The following is a 21,732-nucleotide window of genomic DNA, read 5'->3' as shown; positions in this document are numbered from 1 at the left end:
TCCTACCTTCAACGCGTCGTACTTCGTACGTCATATATGAGACGCGATACGCGAGATCGCATATCCGAGAGGCGCGCATGACCTCTGTGCCCACGCCGATCCCCTCCCGCACGCAATATGTGCTGGAGGAGATCAAACGCCGCATCCTCACCGGGCAGTTGACGCCCGGTCAGGCCCTGGTCGAGACAGAGCTGGCCGCGCAGTTCGGGGTGTCGAAGACCCCGGTGCGGGAGGCGCTGAAGACCCTGGCCGGGACCGGGCTCGTGGTGATGAGCCAGTACAAGGGCGTCACGGTGCGCATGGTGGACGCGGACATGGCGCGTGAGGTCTACGACGTGCGGCTGCTGCTGGAGCCCGAGGCGTTGAAGCGGGCGGTCCGGCGCGGCGCCTCCCTCGATGCCGCGCGTGCCGCGCTGACCCGCGCCGACGCGGCCGGCGACACCGCCGAACGCTCCCTCGCCAATCGGGAGTTCCACCGCGCCCTGTACCTGCCGTGCGGCAATCCGCTGCTCGGCCGGATGCTCGACGAGGTCCGCGACCAGGCCGCCCTGGTCTCCGCCGTCGCCTGGGCGGCCTCGCCCTCCTGGGAGCGGGAGGCCGGTGAGCACCGGGAGATCCTGCGGCTGGCCCTTGAGGGCGACGCGGACGGTGCGGCGAGCGCCCTCCACGCGCATATCGCGTCGTTCGTGCGGCGGGCCTTCCCCGGGGCCCATGAAGAGATCCAGGCAGCGCACCAGGACGAGGAAGGCGAGTAATGAGCAGCGTGACGTTCGAGGCCCAGCGGGCGGCCCTGGCAGACGTGGTGGCGATCCCGGTGACCCCGTTCGCCGAGGACGGCAGCGTCGACCAGGACACCCACCGGGCCCTGCTGCGCCGGCTGCTCGACGGCGGTATCGGTATCGTCACGCCCAACGGGAACACCGGGGAGTTCTACGCCCTCACGCCCCAAGAGCGGCAGCTCGTCACCGAGTTGACCCTCGACGAGGCCGGCGAGCGGGCCACCGTCCTGGTCGGCGTCGGGCACGACGTCCCCACCGCGGCCGCCTCCGCCCGGCACGCCCGCGAACTCGGCGCCCAGATGGTGATGGTCCACCAGCCCGTCCACCCGTACGTCTCCCAGGGCGGCTGGGTCGACTACCACCGTGCCGTCGCCGAGTCCGTGCCCGAGCTGGGCGTCGTCCCGTACATCCGCAACGCCCAGCTCAGCGGCTTCCGCCTCGCCGAACTCGCCGACGCCTGCCCGAACGTCATCGGTGTGAAGTACGCCGTCCCGGACGCCGCGAAGTTCGCCGCCTTCGCCCGCGACGCCGGCCTGGAACGCTTCGTCTGGGTCGCCGGTCTCGCCGAGCCGTACGCGCCCTCCTACTTCTCCGCGGGCGCCACCGGCTTCACCTCAGGACTCGTGAACGTCGCCCCCGCCGTTTCGCTGAACATGATCGAAGCGCTTCGATCCGGCGACTACCCGGCCGCCATGAAGGTCTGGGAGCAGATCCGCCGCTTCGAGGAACTCCGCGCCGCGAACGGCTCCGCGAACAACGTCACCATCGTCAAGGAGGCCCTCGCCTCCCTCGGCCTGTGCCGCCGCGAGGTCCGCCCGCCGAGCAAACCGCTGCCCGAGGACGAACGCGCCGAGGTCGCCGCGATAGCCGCGGGGTGGTCCATATGACCGCCAGGAAACGCCCGGAGGAACTCCGAAGCCACCAGTGGTTCGGCGCCGAGGGCCAGTTGCGCACCTGGTCGCACAACGCCCGCATGCGCCAGCTGGGATACGAGGCCGAGGAGTACCGGGGCCGTCCGGTCATCGCGGTCCTCAACACCTGGTCCGACATCAACCCCTGCCACGTCCATCTGCGCGAGCGCGCCGAGGCGGTCAAGCGGGGGGTGTGGCAGGCCGGTGGCTTCCCGCTGGAGTTCCCGGTCTCCACGCTCTCGGAGACCTATCAGAAGCCGACTCCGATGCTCTACCGCAACCTGCTCGCGATGGAGACGGAGGAGTTGCTGCGGTCGTATCCGATCGACGCGGCGGTGCTGCTCGGGGGCTGCGACAAGTCGACGCCGGCGCTGCTCATGGGCGCGGTCACGGCCGATGTGCCGTCGATCTTCGTTCCCGCGGGTCCCATGCTGCCGGGGCACTGGCGCGGGGAGACCCTGGGGTCCGGCACCGACATGTGGAAGTACTGGGACGAGCACCGCGCGGGCAACCTGACGGACTGCGAACTGCGGGAACTCCAGGGCGGACTGGCCCGGTCACCGGGTCACTGCATGACCATGGGGACCGCCTCCACGATGACCGCGGCGGCGGAAGCTCTCGGCATGACGCTGCCGGGCGCCTCATCGATCCCGGCCGTCGACTCCGGGCACGAGCGGATGGCCGCCGCCTCCGGGCGCCGCGCCGTGGAGCTCGCCTGGACGGGGCGGGGGCCGTCGGCCATCCTCACCCGCGAGGCCTTCGAGGACGCGGTGACGACCGTCCTGGGTCTCGGCGGCTCCACCAACGCCGTGATCCATCTGATCGCCATGGCGGGACGGGCGGGCGTCAAGCTCACCCTCGACGACTTCGACCGGGTCGCGCGTACCGTGCCGGTACTGGCCAACGTACGGCCCGGCGGACGGACGTACCTCATGGAGGACTTCCACTTCGCCGGCGGCCTGCCCGGATTCCTCTCCCGGATCCCGGACCTGCTCCACCTCGACCGGCCGACGGTCTCGTACGACACCCTGCGGGAACAACTGGAAGGCGCCCAGGTACACAACGACGACGTCATCCGCCCGCGCGGCAACCCGGTCGCGAGCGAGGGCGGGGTGGCCGTACTGCGCGGCAACCTCTGCCCGGACGGCGCCGTCATCAAGCACATCTCCGCCGAGCCGCACCTGCTCAAGCACACCGGCCCCGCGGTCGTCTTCGACGACTACCGGACGATGCAGCGGACCATCAACGACCCGGCCCTGAACATCACCGCCGACAGCGTGCTGGTGCTGCGGGGCGCCGGGCCCAAGGGCGGTCCGGGCATGCCGGAGTACGGGATGCTGCCCCTGCCCGACCATCTGCTCAAGCAGGGCGTACGGGACATGGTGCGGATCTCCGACGCCCGGATGAGCGGCACGAGTTACGGCGCGTGCGTGCTGCACGTGGCGCCGGAGTCGTACATCGGGGGACCGCTGGCGCTGGTGCGCACGGGCGACTCGATCACCCTGGACGTCGAGGCAAGAAGGCTCCAACTCAACGTGGACGACGAGGAGTTGGCGCGGCGCAAAGCGGAGTGGACGCCGCCGCCGGTGCGATACGAGCGCGGATACGGCGCGCTCTACAACGAACAGATCACCCAGGCGGACACCGGCTGCGACTTCGAGTTCCTCGCCCGGCCGGGCAAGGTGCAGGACCCGTACGCGGGCTGAACCACCCTCGACCGGGCTCCACTTGGTCGAGATCCCGAACGTTGATCGGCAAGCGCTTCACCCGCACGAGAAGCAAGCGCTCCACTCGCAGAGAAGCAAGGGCTCCACCCGCACGAGAAATACGTAACCGAACGGAGAACAGTCATGGCCCAAGCCGCAGCCGTGGCGAAACCGCCCGCGCCACCGAGGCGGCGCCGTGCCTCCGCCACCCCGCGCAAGCTGCCGTACCTGCTGATCGCCCCGGCCGCCCTGCTGATGCTGGGCTTCATCGCCTACCCGGTGCTCAGTGTCTTCTACTACAGCCTGCAGGACTACAACCCCACCAAACCCTGGCGGAACGGCTACGCGGGCTTCGACAACTTCGTCCACGCCTTCACCGAGGACCCGCTGTTCTGGGACACCCTGGTCTTCAGCGCGCAGTGGGTGGTCGTCGAGGTCGGACTGCAGCTGCTGTTCGGGCTGGCACTGGCGCTGATCGTCAACCAGACCTTTGTCGGGCGGGGGCTGGGCCGCGCGCTGGTGTTCTCGCCGTGGGCCGTCTCCGGCGTACTGACCTCCGCGATCTGGGTGCTGCTCTACAACTCCCAGACGGGCATCACCCGTTACCTCGCCGACATGGGCATCGGCTCCTACGGCACCAGCTGGCTGTCGGACCCCTCCACCGTGTTCCCGGCCGCGATCGTCGCCGACCTGTGGCGCGGCGTGCCCTTCTTCGCGATCCTCATCCTCGCCGACCTCCAGTCCGTCTCGAAGGACCTGTACGAGGCGGCCGAGGTCGACGGGGCGAGCCGGCTGAAGCAGTTCTGGCACATCACGCTGCCCCATCTGAAGGACGCGATCATCCTGTCCACACTGCTGCGCGCGGTGTGGGAGTTCAACAACGTCGACCTGCTCTACACGCTGACCGGCGGCGGACCGGCCGGGGAGACGACGACACTCCCGCTCTACATCGCCAACACCAGCGTCGACGCCCACAACTTCGGCTACGCGTCGGCCCTGACCACGGTCGCGTTCGTGATCCTGCTCTTCTGCTCGACGGTCTATCTGCGGCTGAGCAAGTTCGGAGGTGAGGACAAGTGAGCACCCTCAAGGAGGTCGGCGCGGTCGCCCCGGCCGCCCGCCGCCCGGCCCCCGAGCCGCAGCGTCCGGCGAAGAAGGGCCGCGCCTGGGACGAGGCCCCACGCTGGCAGATCTACCTCCCGCTGGGGATCTATCTGCTCTTCACGCTGATCCCCTTCTACTGGATCCTGCTCTTCGCGCTCCGCCCGGCCGGTTCCACCTCGCTGGTGCCCTGGCCGATGACCTTCGACCACTTCGAGAAGGTGTGGACGGACCGGTCGTTCGGCACCTACTTCCAGAACAGCGTCCTCGTGGGCGTCGCGACGCTGGTGATGACGACGCTCATCGCGCTGGCCGGCGGCTACGCCCTCGCCCGGTTCAACTTCAAGATCAAGCGGGCCTTCATGCTGGGGCTGCTGTGCTCCCAGTTCGTGCCGGGCGCGCTGCTGCTGGTGCCGCTGTTCGAGATCTTCGCCGAGCTGCAGCTGATCAACTCGCTGGGCAGCGTCATCCTCGCGGAGACGGTCTTCCAGCTACCGCTGTCGATGATCCTGATCAGCAACTTCATCAAGAACGTGCCGTACTCCCTGGAGGAGGCCGCCTGGGTCGACGGCTGCAACAGGATGACCGCCTTCCGGATCGTCGTCCTGCCGCTGCTGCGCCCCGGTCTGATCGCCGTCGGCTCCTTCGCCTTCGTGCACTCCTGGAACCACTTCCTGTTCGCCCTGATGTTCCTCAACAACCAGGACAGGCAGACCATCCCCGTCGGCCTCAACACCCTGATGAGCGCGGACAGCGTCGATCTGGGCGCGCTCGCCGCGGGCGGCATCATCGCCGCCGTACCCGTGATCGTGGTCTTCGCCTTCATCCAGAAGTGGCTGATCACCGGCTTCAGCGCGGGGGCGGTGAAGGGATGAGGCTCCGTCAGATCGCCGCTGCGGCAAGCGTGTTGGGAGTACTCTGCGTCCCCGCGCACGCGGAGGCCCGTGACATCAGCCGCGACACCCTGGCCCCGAACGACGGCTGGGCGGCCCATGGCACCGGCACCACCGGAGGCTCGGCCGCCGACGACGCCCATGTCTTCACCGTCACCGACCGCGCCGAACTGGTCCGCGCCCTCGACGGCGGCAGCGACACCCCGAAGATCATCCAGATCGCCGGGACGATCGACGCCAACACCGACGACGACGGCGACCACCTGGACTGCTCGGACTACGCCACGGACGGCTACGACCTGAGGAAGTACCTCGCCGCCTACGACCCCCGCACCTGGGGCGCCGCGAAGCCGTCGGGCCCGCAGGAGGAGGCCCGCCAGGCATCCGCCGCCCAGCAGGCCGAACGGGTCGTCCTGAACGTCGGCTCCAACACCACCATCGTCGGCCTCGGCGACGACGCCGTCCTCAAGGGCGCCAGCCTCCAGATCAAGAACGAGCGCAACGTCATCGTCCGCAACCTCGAACTCCGTGACGCCTACGACTGCTTCCCCGTCTGGCAGCCCAACACCGGCGGCCTCGGCGACTGGAAGACGGCGTACGACAACCTGTGGCTGTCCGGCGCCACCCACGTCTGGATCGACCACATCACCGCGAGCGACAAGGGCCACGCCGACGCGCAGGAGCCCACCTACTTCGCCCGCAACTACCTCCGCCACGACGGCCTGCTGGACATCACAGGCGGTTCCGACCTGGTCACCGTCTCCTGGAGCCGGTTCGCCGACCACGACAAGGCGATGCTGATCGGCAGCGGCGACTCGGCGACGGGCGATCGCGGCAAGCTCCGGGTGACCCTGCACCACAACGAGTTCGAGTCCGTCGTGCAACGCGCCCCGCGCGCCCGCTTCGGGCAGGTGCACGTCTACAACAACCGGTACCTCGTGGAGGACGACTACCGCTACTCGCTCGGCATCTCCACCGAGTCGGCCGTCTACGCCGAGAACAACGCCTTCCACACCCCCGGCCATATCGAGGTCGCCGACCTCGTCAAGAGCTGGAACGGCTCGGCCCTGCACCAGACCGGCACCCTCTTCAACGGCTATCCGGTCGATCTGCTGGCGATCTACAACGCCTACAACTCCGGCAGCGAGCGCGATCTCACGGCCGACGTCGGCTGGACACCTACCCTGCACACAAAGATCGACAGCGCCGAGCGGGCCGACCGAGAGGTGGCGCGCGGCGCGGGCGCAGGGAGGCTGCCATGAGCACAGACATCGTCCTGGCGGGAGCGCGGGGCCACGGCCGCTGGCACCTCGACAACATCCGCCGCCTTCAGGACAAGGGCATCGTCCGCCTGGCGGGCATCTGCGAGCTGACCCCGCTGGCCGCCGCCGAGCTCCCCGACGGCCTCGGCACGCCCGAGCAGTCCGCTGACTTCGGCGCCCTCCTCGACTCCACCGGCGCGCGGATCGCGGTGATCTGCACACCGATCCCGACCCACACCGACCTCGCCCTGGCGGCCGCCGAGCGGGGAGTGCACCTGCTGCTGGAGAAGCCGCCGGCGCCGTCGTACGCCGAGTTCCGGCGGATGGCCGACGGGGTCGCCCGCGCGGGCGTCGCCTGCCAGATCGGGTTCCAGTCGCTGGGCTCGCACGCCGTGCCGGTGATCCGCGAGCTGATCGCCGAGGGGGCGATCGGGGAGCCGGCCGGCATCGGCGGGGCGGGCGCCTGGGCGCGCGCCGAGGCGTACTACCGGCGTGCGCCGTGGGCGGGCAAGCGGCGGCTGAACGGTGTCGATGTGATCGACGGTGCGCTGACCAACCCGCTCGCGCACGCCGTCGCCACCGCCCTCGCGCTGAACGGCACGACCCGCGCCGAGGACGTCACCGGCATCGAGACCGAGCTGCTGCGCGCCAACGACATCGAGTCCGACGACACCTCCTGCGTCCGCGTCACCAGCACAGCGGGCCGCCCGGTCACCGTCGCCGCGACGCTGTGCGCCGAGGATCCCGACGAGCCGTACGTCCTCGTGCACGGCAGCCGGGGCCGGATCACCTTCTGGTACAAGCAGGACCGCGTGCTGCTCCAGCGCGCCGACCACGGTCCCGAGGAGACCGAGTACGGCCGTACGGACCTGCTGGAGAACCTCGTCGACCACGTCACCACCGGGGCCGGGCTGCTGGTCACGCCGGACTCGACGGGCGCCTTCATGAAGGTCGTTGAAGCGATTCGACTGGCCCCCGACCCGGCCCCGCTGCCGGAGGAGGCCTGGCACTTCCTGCCCGACGAGGGCCGACGGGTGGTCCCCGGCGTCGACGGACTCGTCGCAGCCGCCGCCGACACCCTCTCCCTCTACTCCGAGCTGGGCGCCCCCTGGGCGTTCCCGCAAGCGCGCCCGAAAGAGGTGAGCACCTGATGACGACCACCGACTCCGCGGTCCTGCGCGTCGCGGGCCGCCCGGTCGCCCGCTACACGACGCGGCCAGAGCTGGCCCCCCGGCTCTCCCCACGCCCCTATCTGCACCCCGTCACCACCCTGGCCGGCACGGCGGTCACCGAGCTGAGCCCCGCCGACCACACACACCACCTCGGCGTCGGTGTCGCCGTTCCCGACGTCGAGGGGCACAACTTCTGGGGCGGGCGCACCTACGTCCGCGACCGGGGCCCCACCGAGCTGGACAACCACGGAGCCCAGCGGCACACCGCGTTCCAGCTCCGCGACCCCGACGGCTTCGTGGAGGAACTGCGCTGGGTGGCCGCGGGCACCGAGCTGCTGCGCGAGCGCCGTACCGTGGCGGCCACCGAACTCACCGACGCCGCCTGGGCGTTGGACCTCACTTTCTCGCTCACCAACATCACGTCCGCCCCGCTGTCGATCGGCAGCCCGGCCACCAACGGCCGCCCCGGCGCGGCCTACGGCGGCTTCTTCTGGCGGGCGCGCAAGGAGTCCGCGGCGCCGGACGTGTTCACCATCGACCGCGAGGGCGAGCAGGAGGTCCACGGCACCCGCGCCCCCTGGGTCGCTCTCGCGGGTTCGACCTGGACCCTGGTCTTCGCCGGGGCCACCGAACAGACCCGCCGGGACCAGTGGTTCGTGCGCGCCACGGAGTACCCCGGCGTCGGCTCCTCCCTGGCCGCCGAGGAGCGGCTGCCGATCCCGCCCGGCGAGACCGCCGTCCGCCGGATCGTCACCGTCGTCGCCGACGGCCGGATCAGCCGGCTCGAAGCGGCGTCCCTGGTCCGCAAGGCGGTGAGCCCATGACGACCGACACCTACCGCAACCCGGTCCTGAACGCCGACTGGTCCGACCCGGACGTGGTCCGCGTGGGCGACGACTTCTACCTCACCGCCTCCAGCTTCGGCCGCGCACCCGGACTGCCCCTGCTCCACTCCCGCGACCTGGTCAACTGGACCCTGGTCGGCCACGCGCTCGGCAGCCTGGAGCCGGCGGCCGAGTTCACGTCCCCGCGCCATGACTGCGGGGTCTGGGCACCCGCCCTCCGCCACCACGACGACCGCTTCTGGATCTTCTGGGGCGACCCCGACCAGGGCATCCACCAGATCAACGCCCCCGAGATCCGCGGCCCCTGGACCCAGCCCCACCTCCTCAAGGCGGGCAAGGGCCTGATCGACCCCTGCCCCCTCTGGGACGACGAGACCGGCGAGGCCTACCTGGTCCACGCCTGGGCAAAGTCCCGCTCCGGCATCAAGAACCGCCTTACCGGCCATCGAATGCACCCTGACGGGACGTCACTCCTCGACGAGGGCAAGGTGATCGTCGACGGAGACCGCATCCCCGGCTGGTTCACCCTGGAAGGCCCCAAGCTCTACCGGCACGACGGCTGGTTCTGGATCCTCGCCCCCGCCGGGGGAGTGGAGACCGGCTGGCAGGGCGCCTTCCGCTCCCAGGGCTTCTTCGGGCCGTACGAGGAGCGGATCGTCCTGGAGCAGAAGGACACCGACGTCAACGGGCCGCACCAGGGCGGCTGGGTGCGCACCCCCTCCGGCGAGGACTGGTTCCTGCACTTCCAGCAGCGCGGTGCGTACGGCCGGGTCGTCCACCTCCAGCCGATGCGGTGGGGCACGGACGGCTGGCCGGTGCTCGGCGACGAGGGCGCCCCCGTCGCCGTACACGCCAGACCGGACCTGCCACCCCAGCCGCCGACCGCGCCCGCCACCGACGACGACTTCCCCGGCGGACGCTTCGGCCGCCAGTGGAGCTGGACCGCCAACCCCGGGGAGGGCTGGGCCACGCAGCACTCCGGCGACGGCCTCCGGCTGGCCTGTGTCCGTTCGGCGGACGCGCACGACCTGCGGAAACTGCCGAACATCCTCACCCAGCGGCTGCCCGGTACTCCCTCGGCGGCCGAGGTGGAACTGCACTTGGACGGTGCGGAGCCGGGGGCGCGGGCCGGGCTCGCCGTCCTCGGTGACGCGTTCGGCTGGATCGGGCTCCAGCGGGCGGCCGACGGGACGGTCCACCTCGTGCACCGGTTCGCCGAGGCCGTCGCGGAGGCGGAGCGGGACGCCGGCCACCCGCGCCTCGCCCCGGATGGCCGGGCCCTTCTGCGCGTCGAGATCGGTGCGGGCGCCCGCTGCCGCTTCCACTACGACACCGGCGACGGCTGGGAGCCCTCCGGCCAGGTCTTCGCCGCCACCCCATGGCGCTGGGTCGGCGCGCTGCTCGGTCTGTTCGCATCCGCGCCCGCCGGTCAGGGACACGCCGGCGCCGCCACCTTCACGCACTTCCAGATCAGCCCTCTGTAAAACCCGCCTGCCAGATCAGCCCTCTGTAAGCCGCTTGAGCCGTATGCCAGTTGGGAGCCGCAAGAAGATGCACTTCCGTAGCAAGCGCTTGCCCGATGCGGGCAGAGCCCTCGCCGCCGTCGCGGGCCTGGTGGCCGCGCTGGGACTGGGCACGGTCGGGGACGCGGATGCCGCCGCGCCCGCCGCACCCCGGTTCTCCGACACCCCCCATGGCTTCGCCTCCCTCGCCGGCGGCACCACCGGAGGCGCGGGCGGCAAGGTCGTCACCGTCACCGACCAGGCCTCGCTGGCCAGGTACGCGGCGGCGCCCGAGCCGTACATCATCCGGGTATCGGGGTCGATCGACGTCGCGCCCTTCGGTTCGGACATCGTGGTCGGCTCCAACAAGACGATCACCGGCGTCGGCGACACCGGCGAGATCGTCCACGGGGAGCTGCACCTCGCCCCGGGCACGAGCAACGTCATCATCCGCAATCTGACGATCCGCGACTCGTACGTCGAGGGTGACTGGGACGGCAAGACCACCGACTTCGACGCCATCCAGATGGACACCGCCGACCATGTGTGGATCGATCACAACCGCTTCGAGCACATGGGCGACGGGCTGCTCGACATCCGCAAGGACAGTCAGTACATCACCGTCTCCTACAACCAGTTCGCGAACCACAACAAGGCGGTCGGGATCGGCTGGACGGACAACGTCCAGACCCAGATCACCATGGACCACAACTGGTTCTCCGGGACGAAGCAGCGCAATCCGTCGGCCGACAACTGCGCTTACGCCCACCTGTACAACAACTACTTCTCGGACCAGGTCGACGACGGCGACCCGGTGTGGACGTACGGCAGTTGGTCGCGCGGCCGGACCAGGATGGTCATCGAGAACAGCTACTACGACGGTGTCCAGCACCCCTACCAGGCCGACGCCACCGCGGAACTGGTGCAGCGCGGGTCGATCCTGAAGAACACGACCGGGCGGACCGACGCATGGGGCACGGCCTTCGATCCGCGGGAGTTCTACGACTACCGGCCGGACCCGGCCGCCGCCGTGCCCGCGCTGGTGAAGCAGTTCTCCGGGCCGCAGCAGCGCGTCGGCACGACCCTGCACGTTCCGGCCGACTACCCGACCGTGCAGGCCGCGGTGGACGCCGTGCCGGACGGCAACGCCAGTACGGTGACGATCTCGGTCGCGCCGGGGACGTACCGCGAGAAGGTGGTCATCCCCGCGACCAAGCCGAACATCGTGCTGGAGGGGACCGGACAGGACCGGTCGGACACCGTCATCGTCTACGACACCCCGGCGGCGTACGGGGGTTCCACGGGCAGCGCCACGGTACGGATCGCCGCGAACGACGTCACCGCCCGCAATCTCACCTTCAGCAACGACTTCGACGAGGCCGCGCACGAGCTGAACGGTGAGCAGGCCCTCGCCATGAAGACGACCGGCGACCGGATCGTCTTCGAGGACACCGCCTTCCTGGGGAACCAGGACACGCTGATGACCGACAGTCCCAGGCTGGACGTGATCAGCCGGGTCTATGTCCGCGACTCGTACATCGAGGGCGATGTCGACTTCATCTACGGGCGGGCCACGACGGTCGTCGAGCGGTCGGTCATCAGGGCGCTGAGCCGGGGCTCCGACACCAACAACGGCTACATCACGGCCGCTTCGACCTGGACGGGCAACCCGTACGGGTTCTTGATCACCGACTCGAAGGTGGTCAGCGACGCGCCGGACGGGACGTTCCATCTGGGGCGGCCCTGGCATCCGGGCGGGGAACCCGCCGCGGTCGCCCAGGTGCTGATCCGGAACACCGAGCTGCCCGCCGCGATCAAGTCCTCGCCGTGGACCGACATGAGCGGGTTCTCGTGGAAGGACGCGCGGTTCGCCGAGTACCGGAACTCCGGGCCCGGGGCCGCCGTGAGCGCGGACCGGCCGCAGATGGGTGACGCGGAGGCGGGCTCGTACACCGTCGCCGACTACCTCAAGGGCACCGACGACTGGGCGCCGTACGCCCGTCGCTGACCCCCGCACAACTTCATATCTCCGCTGGAACCAGACGAAGAGAGCCGACCAATGAAGATCAGCATCCGCAGAAGCAGGCGCGCTGCCACCGCCGTCGCCCTGGGGTCCGTACTCGCGCTGACCGCCACCGCCTGCGGTGACGACGGCAGCGGGTCCAGTGGCGAAGAGGGCAGCGGCACGGGAAAGATCGTCTTCTGGGACAACAACGGCGGTGTGCGCACCGACATCTGGAAGGAGATCATCGCCGACTTCGAGAAGGCCAACCCCGACATCGACGTCGAGTACGTCGGCATCGCCTCCACCGAGTACCAGTCGAAGGTCGACACCGCCATCCAGGCCGGCGGCCTGCCCGACGTCGGAGGTGTCGGCGCCTCCATGCTCGCCGGCTTCTCCGCGCAGGACGCGCTGGAGCCGCTGGACGACCGGCTCTCCGGGTCCTCCCTGAACGGCAAGCTCAACGACGACATGGTCGAGTCCCTGAAGGCCGCCGGGGGCGGGGACGGCACGCTGTACTCGGTCCCGACCTCCGCGAACAACGGGGTGCTGTACTACCGGACCGACCTGTTCGAGCAGGCGGGGCTCGACGAGCCGGCCACCTGGGACCAGTTCTACGAGGCCGCGGACAAGCTGACCGACGCCGAGAACAACGAGTTCGGATACACCATCCGCGGCGGCGCCGGGTCCATCGCGCAGGCGCTGGACGCGATGTACGGACAGAGCGGGATCACCTCGTTCTGGAACGGCGACGAGACCACCGTCAACGACCCGAAGAACGTCGAGGCGCTGGAGAAGTACGCGGCGCTCTACAAGAAGGACACCCCGTCCGCCGACCTGAACAACGACTTCACCAAGATGGTCGCGCAGTGGGACTCCGGCACGATCGGGATGCTCAACCACAACCTCGGGTCGTACCAGGACCATGTGAAGGCGCTCGGGACCGACAAGTTCCGCGGCATTCCGCAGCCGACCGGGGCGGACGGCAAGCGGGTCCAGGTGTCCAACCCGGTGGACGGGCTCGGGATGTTCAAGAGCTCGGAGAACAAGGAAGCCGCCTGGAAGTTCATCGAGTTCGCCTCCTCGCACGAGTCGAACTCGAAGTTCAACGAGTCCGCCGGGCAGGTGCCCGCGAACACCGAGGCCGCGCAGGACCCGTGGGTCGCGCAGGCCGAGCCCACGAAGCTGGCCTCGGACGCGCTGTCCGACGGCTCCACCACCATCGTCCAGCTGCCGTACTACCTGCCCGACTGGAACACGATCTCCAAGGCCGACAACGAGCCGAACTTCCAGAAGGTGCTGCTGGGCGACATGAGTGCCAAGGACTTCCTGGACACGATGGCCGACCAGCTCAACGAGGCCCAGGCCGAATGGACGGAACAGAACGGCTGAGGCTCGCTTCGGCTGCCGCGCGGCCGGCCGCGGGTTCGCCGTGGTCGGCCGCGCCCCACGCGGCTCAGCCGCACATCGATACAGTCCCGCACTTCTGAGGGCAGAAAGGCCGACCTGAATTGCCACTCACTCGGAGACAAGCCACCGCAGCGGCCCTTGCCGCCGTTCCGCTCGCTTTCGGCGCGGCCGGCCACGCGCGGGCCGCGGAGCGCCGTAGCCGCACTCTCTACATCGCCGGTGATTCCACCGCCGCCCAGAAGTCCGCCCGCCTCGCTCCCGAGACCGGGTGGGGCATGGCACTCCCCTTCTTCCTGCACAAGGACCGGCCCGTCGCCAATCACGCGGTGAACGGGCGGAGTTCGAAGTCCTTCGTCGACGAAGGGCGGCTCGATGCCATTCTCGGCGTCATTCAGCCGGGTGACTTCCTGCTGGTCCAGTTCGCGCACAACGACGAGAAGGCCGAGGACCCGACCCGGTACACCGAGCCCTGGACGACCTTCCAGGACTATCTGCGGCTGTACATCGACGGTGCCCGCGCCCGCGGTGCGCGGCCCGTGCTGGCCACGCCCGTCGAGCGGCGGCGGTTCGACGCCGAGGGCAACGCCGTGACCAGTCACGGCGAGTATCCGGCGGCCATGCGGGCGCTCGCCGTCGAGGAGGACGTGGCGCTGCTGGACATCGAGGCGCTGTCGCTCGCGCTGTGGCAGCGGCTCGGGGTCGAGGAGACCAAGAAGTACTTCAACTGGACCGCGACCGAGCAGGACAATACGCACTTCAATCCGCCGGGTGCCATCGAGGTGGCACGTCTGGTCGCCGGCGAGCTGCTGCACCGGCGGGTACTGGCACGCCGGGACGTGTGCCGGCTCGACGCCGAGATCCCGGAGTCGTGGATCACCTGGCCGTAGGCGGCCACCGCCTGACAACCCCCTCCCCGCAGTCGAACTCCACTCAGTCGAACTCCACTCAGTCGAACTCCACTCAGTCGAAAGAGAGCCGCACAGTGAACACACAGGATTGGCATGATCATGTCATAGGAAAGGGTCTGGCCGTAGCCGGCTGCACCGCCCTCGTCCTGACGCTGACCAGTGCGGTCGCCCAGGCCCAGCCCCGGGACGCGGCCCGGCAGACCCTCGCGGCCGGCGACGGCTGGGGCTCCCACGGCACCGGCACCACCGGAGGCGCGACCGCCGACGCCGAGCATGTCTACACGGTCACCACCTGGGCGGAGTTCAAGCAGGCGCTCGCCGACGGCGGCGACGCGCCCAAGATCATCAAGGTCAAGGGCACGATCGACGCCGTCTCCGAGGGCTGCGAGGCCTTCGTCACCGGGGGCTACGACCTCCAGCAGTACCTCAAGGACTACGACCCGGCCGTCTACGGCAACGACAAGGTCGCCATGGGCCCGCAGGAGGACGCGCGGGTCGCTTCCATGGCCAACCAGGACTCGGCCATCAAGGCCTACGTCCCCAGCAACACCACCATCATCGGCGTCGGCGAGGACGCCGCCATCCTCGGCGGCAGCCTCCAGATCAAGGACGTCTCCAACGTCATCCTGCGCAACCTCACCATCGAGGCCCCGCTCGACTGCTTCCCCAAGTGGGACCCGACCGACGACGACAACACCGGCAACTGGAACTCCGAGTACGACACCGTGGTCGTCTACGGCAGCGATCACGTGTGGATCGACCACAACACCCTCACCGACGGGCGCTACCCCGACAGCGAGCGGCCGGTCTACTTCGGCAAGGTCTTCCAGCAGCACGACGGGCTGACGGACATCGTGCGCGGCTCGAACTACGTGACCGTGTCCTGGAACTCCTACGAGGACCACGACAAGAACATGCTGATCGGAAACGGCGACGGCCTCGCCACCACCGACGGCGGCAAGCTCAAGGTCACCCTGCACCACAACCGCTTCGACGGCATCCTGCAGCGCTCCCCGCGCGTGCGGTTCGGACAGGTCGACGTCTACAACAACCACTACGTGGTGAGCGCGGACCAGAAGTTCGACTACGTCTGGGGCGTCGGCATCTCCTCGCAGCTGTACGCCACCGACAACGCGTTCTCCCTCGCCGAAGGCGTCAGCGTCGGCAAGGTGCTGAAGAAGTGGAACGAGTCGCCGCTGACCGCCGAGAACAACTACGTCAACGGCCGGCTGACCGACCTCATCGCCGTGCACAACGCGGAGATCCCCGGCGAGACCCTCCAGTCCGGCGCCGGCTGGACCCCGGCCCTGCGCACCAAGGTCGACCCGGCACGCGCCGTTCCCGCGATCGTCGATCACCGCGCGGGCGCCGGCCGGCTGCGCTGACCCCGGGCGAACGGGCCGGGGCGGGGCCGCACCCGCTCCGGCCCCGCCCCTCCACTCACCCGAGCACTCACCCGAGCCGTACCGCGAAGGAGCACCCGCATGCCCTCGCACTTCCCCATGTCCCGCCGCGGATTCCTCACGGCATCCGCCGCGGCGGGCGCCGCCCTCGGTCTCGCCTCCGCCCCCGCGCGGGCAGCCGGCGGACCGCGACCGTTCGGCCGATACGGTTCGCCGGCCGCGCGCCTCACCCCGCAGACCCTGTACGTCGACCCGCACGGCCGCGGCGATGTCACCTCCGTCCGCGACGCCGTGACCGCGGCGAGCGGCAGCGGCCGGACGCTGGTCCTCGCATCCGGCACCTACCGGGAGACGGTCGCCGTCGACGTCACCCGGACGGAAGCGACCTGGATCGGCGCCTCGGAGAACCCCCGCGATGTCGTGATCGTGTACGACAACTCGGCCGGCACCCCCAAGCCCGGCGGTGGCACCTACGGCACCAGTGGATCCGCCACCACGACCGTGCAGGCCGACGGCTTCACCGCCCGCTGGATCACCTTCGCCAACGACTGGCTGCGCGCAGACCACCCCGGCGTCTCGGGCACCCAGGCCGTCGCCATCAAGGTCCAGGGCGACCGCTCCGCCTTCCACCACTGCCGCTTCCTCGGCCATCAGGACACCCTGTACGCCGACTCCTCGGCCCTCGGCGTCTTCGCCCGGCAGTACTACTCCCACTGCTATGCCGAGGGCGACGTCGACTTCGTCTTCGGCCGGGCCACCGCCGTCTACGCGCACTGCCACTTCCGGACGCTCACCAGGACCGACCTGGCCGCCGCCCCGTACGGGTTCGTCTTCGCGCCCTCGACGGCGGTGGCCAACCCGCTCGGCTACCTGGTGACGAGCAGCCGTATCAGCAGCGAGGCCCCCGACGGCTACTACAAGCTGGCCCGCCCCTGGGTGCCCAGCTCCGACACCACCGCCCGGCCGTCGCTCGTCGTGCGGGACACCTGGCTCGGCCGCGGCATCGACGCGGCCGAGCCCTACACCAACATGTCGAACGGCTATCCCTGGCAGAACCAGCGGTTCGCCGAGTACCGCAACACCGGCCCCGGCGCCGCGATCACCGTCCCCGAGAACCGGCCCCAACTCACCGACGAACAGGCCGAGTCGGCGACACGCGAGGCATACCTCGGCGACTGGACGCCGTGGAAGGGGCGGTGACATGCGCCGACGTACTCTGCTCGGCGGCATCGCGGGCGGCCTGGCGGCTGTCGGCACCTCCCCCGCCTTCGCCCGGGACCGCGGGGTCCTCCATGTCCGGGCCGGGGGCTCGGTCCAGGCCGCCGTGGACGCGGTGGACGGGCCCGGGTGGACGATCGTCGTGCATCCGGGGACGTACCGCGAGGTCGTCGACATCCCTGCCGGACTCACCGGGTTGACGGTGCGCGGCGCCACCCGCGACCCCCGCGACGCCGTCATCGTCTTCGACAACGCCAATGGGACGCCCAAGCCGGACGGTTCGGGGACGTACGGCACCGCGGGTTCCGCCACCTTCACCTCCGCCGCCCCCGGCCTGACCGTCCGTGACCTCACGCTCGCCAACGACTGGCTGCGTGCCGACCACCCCGACATCACCGGGACCCAGGCCGTCGCGGCCTATGTGACGGGCGACCGTTCACGGTTCGAGAACGTCCGCCTCCTCGCCCACCAGGACACCCTCTTCGCCGACACGAGCGCGCTCACCGCCTTCGACCGGCAGTACTTCCGCCGCTGCTACATCGAGGGCGACGTCGACTTCGTCTTCGGCCGGGCCACCGCCGTCTTCGAGGAGTGCCACTTCCGCACCCTCCAGCGGGACGTCGGCTTCACCCCCAAGGGCATGGTCTTCGCGCCCTCCACCGCCCGCGCCAACCCCTACGGCATCCTCGCCGTCCGCTCCCGCATCACGTCCGGCGCCGAGGACGCGGCGTACAAGCTGGCGCGGCCGTGGGTGCCGACGTACGAGACGACCGCCCGGCCCTCGCTGGTGGTCCGGAACACCTGGATCGGACCGGGGATCGACCCGGTCACGCCCTACACCGACATGCGAGAGGCCTACCCCTGGCAGACCATGCGCTTCAGGGAGTACGCCAACTCCGGCCCCGGCGCGGTGGTTTCCGTCCCGGAGAACCGGCCTCTGCTGACCGCGCAGGAGGCCGCCACGCACACCCGGCGGACCTATCTGCGGGACTGGGCGCCGTACGAGCGCCCATGAATCCGGTGGGGGCACCGGGTTCGACCCCGTTCGCTGAATGCCCCCGCGTGAATCCCCCCATAGCACGACGAAAGGACCCGCACTCCATGTCTCGTCGTATCGCCCTCCTCGCCGCGGCGGCCCTCGCCGCCGGCTCCGGCCTCGCCGTCCTGCCCACCCAGGCCCAGGCCGCGACCGTGGTCGTCAGCAACTCCACCGACCTGTCCAACGCCCTCAGGAACGCCACCCCCGGCACGGTCATCCAGGTCCGCGGGGGCACCTACTACCCGACGGCCACCCTTGAGTCCACGGCCAACGGCACCTCGGCCTCGCGGATCACGCTCACCGCGTACGGCTCGGAGACCGTCAGGATCGACGGGTCGAACCTGCCCGACGGCGACTGGATCTTCAAGCTCACCGCGGACTACTGGAGCGTCTCCGACATCACCTTTCAGAACTCCCCGGACAGCGCGGTCGTCTGCCAGTCCTGCACCGGCAGCGACTGGAACAACATCAAGACCATCAACGGCGGCGACTCCGGCTTCACGCTCACCGGCGACGGGACGGTGAACAACACCGTCAGGAACATCGACTCCTACGGCCACTACGACGCCGCCAGTCACGGCGAGAACGCCGACGGGATCGCCGTGAAGTACGGCTCCGGCACCGGCAACCTGATCACCGGCGCCCGCCTGTACAACAACTCGGATGACGGTATCGACTTCTGGTCCTTCTCCTCGCCGGTCACCGTCGAGCACACCTGGGCCTTCGGCAACGGCGAGAACCGGTGGAGCGACTCGTCGTTCGCCGGGGACGGAAACGGTTACAAGCTGGGTGGTGACGGCGAGGTCGTCGCGCACGTCGTGAACAACTCGGCCGCCTGGGACAACGCCGGAAACGGTTTCACCGAGAACTCCAACACCGGCGCGATCGTCATCAACCGGACGACGGCGTACTCCAACGGCAAGTGGGGTTACTACTTCGCCACGGGCGCGGGGAGGCTGGGCCGGAACCTGGCCGTGAGCAATGGCAGCGGACTGGTGAGCAGGGGATCGTCCGTGGTGTCCTCCGGCAACAACTGGGACTCCGGGATCTCGACGCCCGCCTTCCGTTCCACGAACGCGTCGACGACGTACAACGCCCGCCAGTCCGACGGCTCGCTGCCCGTGACCACGTTCCTGACCACGGGCAGCACCACCATCGGCGCGACGATGGACTGAACCGGCTGCTACCGGCGTACCGGCCTGATCGACTCCAGGGTCGGCACCACGGGCTTGATCGTGCCGTCGGCCGCGAACTCCAGGCGGTCGACGGTCGTCTCGCGGTGGGTACCGTCGCCGCCCGCCTTGCCCGGGCCGTTGAGTGCGAACCGGTGGTAGACGATGTACCACTCGTCGGTGCCGGGCGTGTTCACCACCGAGTGGTGGCCGGTGCCGAGGATGCCGTACTCCGGCCGCTTCTGCAGGATCGTCCCCTTCTTGGTCCACGGGCCGAGCGGGGACGGTCCGGTCGCGTAGGCGACGTGGTAGTTCTCGCTGCGGGTGTCGTCCTCGGACCACATGAAGTAGTACGTGCCGTTCCGCTTGATCACGAAGGAGCCCTCGCGGAAGTTCGGCTGGGTGATGTCCTTCACCTGCGAGGCGTCGAACGACACCATGTCGTCGTTCAGCGGGGCGACGTAGGCGCGGCCGTTGCCCCAGTAGAGGTACGACGTGCCGTCGTCGTCCGTGTAGACGGAGGGGTCGATCATCTGGCCCCGGTACGAACCGCCCTTGGCCACCAGCGGCTTGCCCAGCGCGTCCTTGAACGGGCCGGCGGGGGAGTCCGCCACCGCCACGCCGATCTGCTGCTCGGCGCAGAAGTAGAAGTAGTACGTGCCGTCCTTCTCGGCGATCGCGGGCGCCCAGGCGTTCCGGTCGGCCCAGGAGACATCAGGGCCCAGATCGAGGATGACGCCGTGGTCCTTCCAGTGGACCAGGTCCTTCGACGAGTAGGCCTTGAACTGCGTACCGCTCCAGCCCGGGAAGCCGTCCGTCGTCGGGTAGATCCAGTAACGGCCGTTCATATAGCGGATGTCGGGGTCCGCGTACAGCCCCGGCAGGACCGGACTGCGGGTCGGTACCGCCTCCACGGTCCAGGTTCTCGTCGTTCCGTCCGCCGCCGTCACCGTGTAGGTCTGCGGCTTGCGGAAGTCGCGGCGGGTGCCGGACCGGGGGGTGATCGTCGCGCCCGCGCCGATGGCGAACCGGGGCGCCAAGTGCCGTAGATCCGCGGCGGGTTCCATGGGCAGCACGACCTTGCCCGTCGCCTCGGTGACGACCGCGTAGCCCTTCTGGCCCTTCGCCGTCGCGTCCACGACCGACGTCGGGGTGACCGGGTAGGCGGACAGCAGGCGGTCGTACTCGGCCTGCGTCACCGGGATGACCGTGCCGTGGCGGGGGCTCGCGGGGAGCTGGTAGTTCGTCGACATCGTCCACTCGCCCGAGTCGAGGTCGGTGGTCTCGAAGGGGACGTAGCCCCGGCCGCCGTACTCGTCGATGAACAGGTACCACTTGTCCTCGGTGTTCGACTTGAACACCGTCGGGCCCTCACCGCGGTCGATCGAGCCGCTGCCGATGCAGTCCGACACGAAGTCGTACGAGGTGTCCGTCAGCGTGGTCGACTTCTCGGCGGTGATGAACTTCGAGCAGGGGCTGGAGGAGGTGGGGTCCCGCTCGTCCTTGGTGTAGCGGTAGTAGGTGTCCTCGTGCTGCACGACGGTCGAGTCGATGACCGAGTAGCCGGGGTCGTCCCAGACCTTCGGCTCGCTGAAGGTGCGGAAGTCCTTCGTGGTCGCGTACATCATCTTGTTGTACGTCGAGCCCGTGTGGTCGGGGTCGTCGTCGGCGTACAGCTTGGACGCCCAGAAGACGACGTACGCGTCCAGCGTCTCGTCCCAGTAGGCCTCCGGCGCCCAGGTGTTGCCCGCGTTGTCGGGGGACACCTCCACCAGGCGCTGGTCGGTCCAGTTCACCAGGTCGGTGGACTCCCAGACCATGATGGACCGGCTGCCGTGCCGCTGGACGTGATCCCAACTGCCGCTGGAGTTCTGGTACATGCGCAGGTCGGTGGCGATCAGATAGAACTTGTCACCCTCGGGGGAGCGGATCACGAACGGGTCGCGCAACCCCTTCTCGCCGATGGTGGAGGTGAGGACCGGCTTGCCCGCGTTCAGCTCCCGCCAGTGCAGCGCGTCGTTGCCGCGGCTGAGGGCGTAGCGGATCTGCTCGCCGTCGGCGGTGCCCTCGCCGGTGAAGTAGGCGAAGAGATAGCCGGCGTACTTGGACTGGTTCACGGGCGGTGCTCCTGATTGCGCGGTGCCGGGTGGTGCGGCGACTAAGGCGAGGAGGAAGGCGAGACAGGCGACGAGCACGGCTCTGGGGCGCATGGGCAGTCCTGTAGGAGTGTGGGCGATTCTGTTGGGTGATGCGGCGCCTTGGGAGTTTTACCAGTGGGAAACAACACGTCAATCGGTAGGCGTGAGATGGCGGGCGCCGAAAGTTTCGGTCGCTTTCGGCCGGGACCCGGCAACCTGCTCCGGCCGCGGCGGCGACTGCATCGCGTCCCCCACCCCCTAGGAAAGGAAC

At 69.5% G+C, this 21,732-nt stretch carries 17 protein-coding genes; 16 read left to right on the top strand and 1 reads right to left on the bottom strand.

Features of this window, described 5'->3' with window-relative positions:
* The first annotated feature begins 77 nt into the window (after nt 1-77).
* The 16 genes from GFH49_RS07275 to GFH49_RS07200 all read left to right on the top strand — a co-directional run bounded on the left by GFH49_RS07275 (nt 78) and on the right by GFH49_RS07200 (nt 19,326).
* Nucleotides 78-755 carry a GntR family transcriptional regulator gene (locus tag GFH49_RS07275; RefSeq protein WP_155054944.1) on the top strand — a complete coding sequence of 226 codons (678 nt, stop codon included), beginning with the start codon at nt 78-80 and terminating at the stop codon, nt 753-755.
* Complete coding sequence (locus GFH49_RS07270; RefSeq protein WP_155054943.1) at nt 755-1,666, top strand: dihydrodipicolinate synthase family protein; 912 nt, start codon at nt 755-757, stop codon at nt 1,664-1,666. Before GFH49_RS07275 ends, GFH49_RS07270 begins: the two co-directional genes overlap by 1 nt.
* Entirely contained in the window at nt 1,663-3,396 is a 1,734-nt protein-coding gene (gene araD, locus GFH49_RS07265) for an L-arabinonate dehydratase (protein ID WP_155054942.1), read from the top strand. Before GFH49_RS07270 ends, araD begins: the two co-directional genes overlap by 4 nt.
* Before the next feature lie 144 nt (nt 3,397-3,540).
* Nucleotides 3,541-4,476 (top strand): carbohydrate ABC transporter permease, encoded by a 936-nt coding sequence (locus GFH49_RS07260; RefSeq protein WP_155054941.1) that lies wholly within the window; start codon nt 3,541-3,543, stop codon nt 4,474-4,476.
* On the top strand, nt 4,473-5,372 hold the full coding sequence (locus GFH49_RS07255; protein ID WP_155054940.1) for a carbohydrate ABC transporter permease: 900 nt from the start codon (nt 4,473-4,475) through the stop codon (nt 5,370-5,372). The genes GFH49_RS07260 and GFH49_RS07255 overlap by 4 nt, the downstream gene beginning before the upstream one ends.
* Nucleotides 5,369-6,652, top strand: a complete 1,284-nt coding sequence (locus GFH49_RS07250; RefSeq protein ID WP_155054939.1) for a pectate lyase family protein — start codon at nt 5,369-5,371, stop codon at nt 6,650-6,652. The genes GFH49_RS07255 and GFH49_RS07250 overlap by 4 nt, the downstream gene beginning before the upstream one ends.
* Nucleotides 6,649-7,803, top strand: a complete 1,155-nt coding sequence (locus tag GFH49_RS07245) for a Gfo/Idh/MocA family protein (protein ID WP_155054938.1) — start codon at nt 6,649-6,651, stop codon at nt 7,801-7,803. Before GFH49_RS07250 ends, GFH49_RS07245 begins: the two co-directional genes overlap by 4 nt.
* Nucleotides 7,803-8,648: a DUF6807 domain-containing protein gene (locus GFH49_RS07240; protein WP_155054937.1), complete on the top strand. Its 846-nt coding sequence runs from the start codon at nt 7,803-7,805 to the stop codon at nt 8,646-8,648. Before GFH49_RS07245 ends, GFH49_RS07240 begins: the two co-directional genes overlap by 1 nt.
* Nucleotides 8,645-10,153, top strand: coding sequence for a glycoside hydrolase family 43 protein (locus tag GFH49_RS07235; protein ID WP_155054936.1), 1,509 nt, complete (start codon nt 8,645-8,647; stop codon nt 10,151-10,153). The genes GFH49_RS07240 and GFH49_RS07235 overlap by 4 nt, the downstream gene beginning before the upstream one ends.
* 67 nt (nt 10,154-10,220) lie before the next feature.
* Nucleotides 10,221-12,179, top strand: a complete 1,959-nt coding sequence (locus GFH49_RS07230) for a pectinesterase family protein (protein ID WP_155054935.1) — start codon at nt 10,221-10,223, stop codon at nt 12,177-12,179.
* A 51-nt stretch (nt 12,180-12,230) separates the two neighbouring features.
* A complete protein-coding gene (locus GFH49_RS07225; RefSeq protein ID WP_155054934.1) occupies nt 12,231-13,565 on the top strand; it encodes an ABC transporter substrate-binding protein in 1,335 nt (444 codons plus the stop codon).
* Between the two features lie 119 nt (nt 13,566-13,684).
* A complete protein-coding gene (locus tag GFH49_RS07220; RefSeq protein WP_155054933.1) occupies nt 13,685-14,470 on the top strand; it encodes a rhamnogalacturonan acetylesterase in 786 nt (261 codons plus the stop codon).
* Nucleotides 14,471-14,565: 95 nt separating this feature from the next.
* On the top strand, nt 14,566-15,876 hold the full coding sequence (locus GFH49_RS07215) for a pectate lyase family protein (RefSeq protein WP_155054932.1): 1,311 nt from the start codon (nt 14,566-14,568) through the stop codon (nt 15,874-15,876).
* Between the two features lie 99 nt (nt 15,877-15,975).
* Nucleotides 15,976-17,094 carry a pectinesterase family protein gene (locus tag GFH49_RS07210; protein ID WP_155054931.1) on the top strand — a complete coding sequence of 373 codons (1,119 nt, stop codon included), beginning with the start codon at nt 15,976-15,978 and terminating at the stop codon, nt 17,092-17,094.
* A 1-nt stretch (nt 17,095) separates the two neighbouring features.
* Nucleotides 17,096-18,127 (top strand): pectinesterase family protein, encoded by a 1,032-nt coding sequence (locus GFH49_RS07205; protein ID WP_155054930.1) that lies wholly within the window; start codon nt 17,096-17,098, stop codon nt 18,125-18,127.
* 86 nt (nt 18,128-18,213) lie between these two features.
* Nucleotides 18,214-19,326 carry a right-handed parallel beta-helix repeat-containing protein gene (locus GFH49_RS07200; RefSeq protein ID WP_155054929.1) on the top strand — a complete coding sequence of 371 codons (1,113 nt, stop codon included), beginning with the start codon at nt 18,214-18,216 and terminating at the stop codon, nt 19,324-19,326.
* 8 nt (nt 19,327-19,334) lie between these two features.
* On the opposite strand, the gene GFH49_RS07195 is transcribed toward GFH49_RS07200, so the two are convergent.
* A complete protein-coding gene (locus GFH49_RS07195) occupies nt 19,335-21,533 on the bottom strand; it encodes a glycoside hydrolase family 43 protein (protein WP_155054928.1) in 2,199 nt (732 codons plus the stop codon).
* Between the last annotated feature and the right edge of the window lie 199 nt (nt 21,534-21,732).

This window comes from Streptomyces blattellae, assembly GCF_009709555.1.
In the GTDB taxonomy this organism is placed as follows: Bacteria; Actinomycetota; Actinomycetes; order Streptomycetales; family Streptomycetaceae; genus Streptomyces; species Streptomyces blattellae.
Note: the sequence above shows the minus strand (reverse complement) of the source record. Positions and strands in the feature narration are given on the sequence as shown.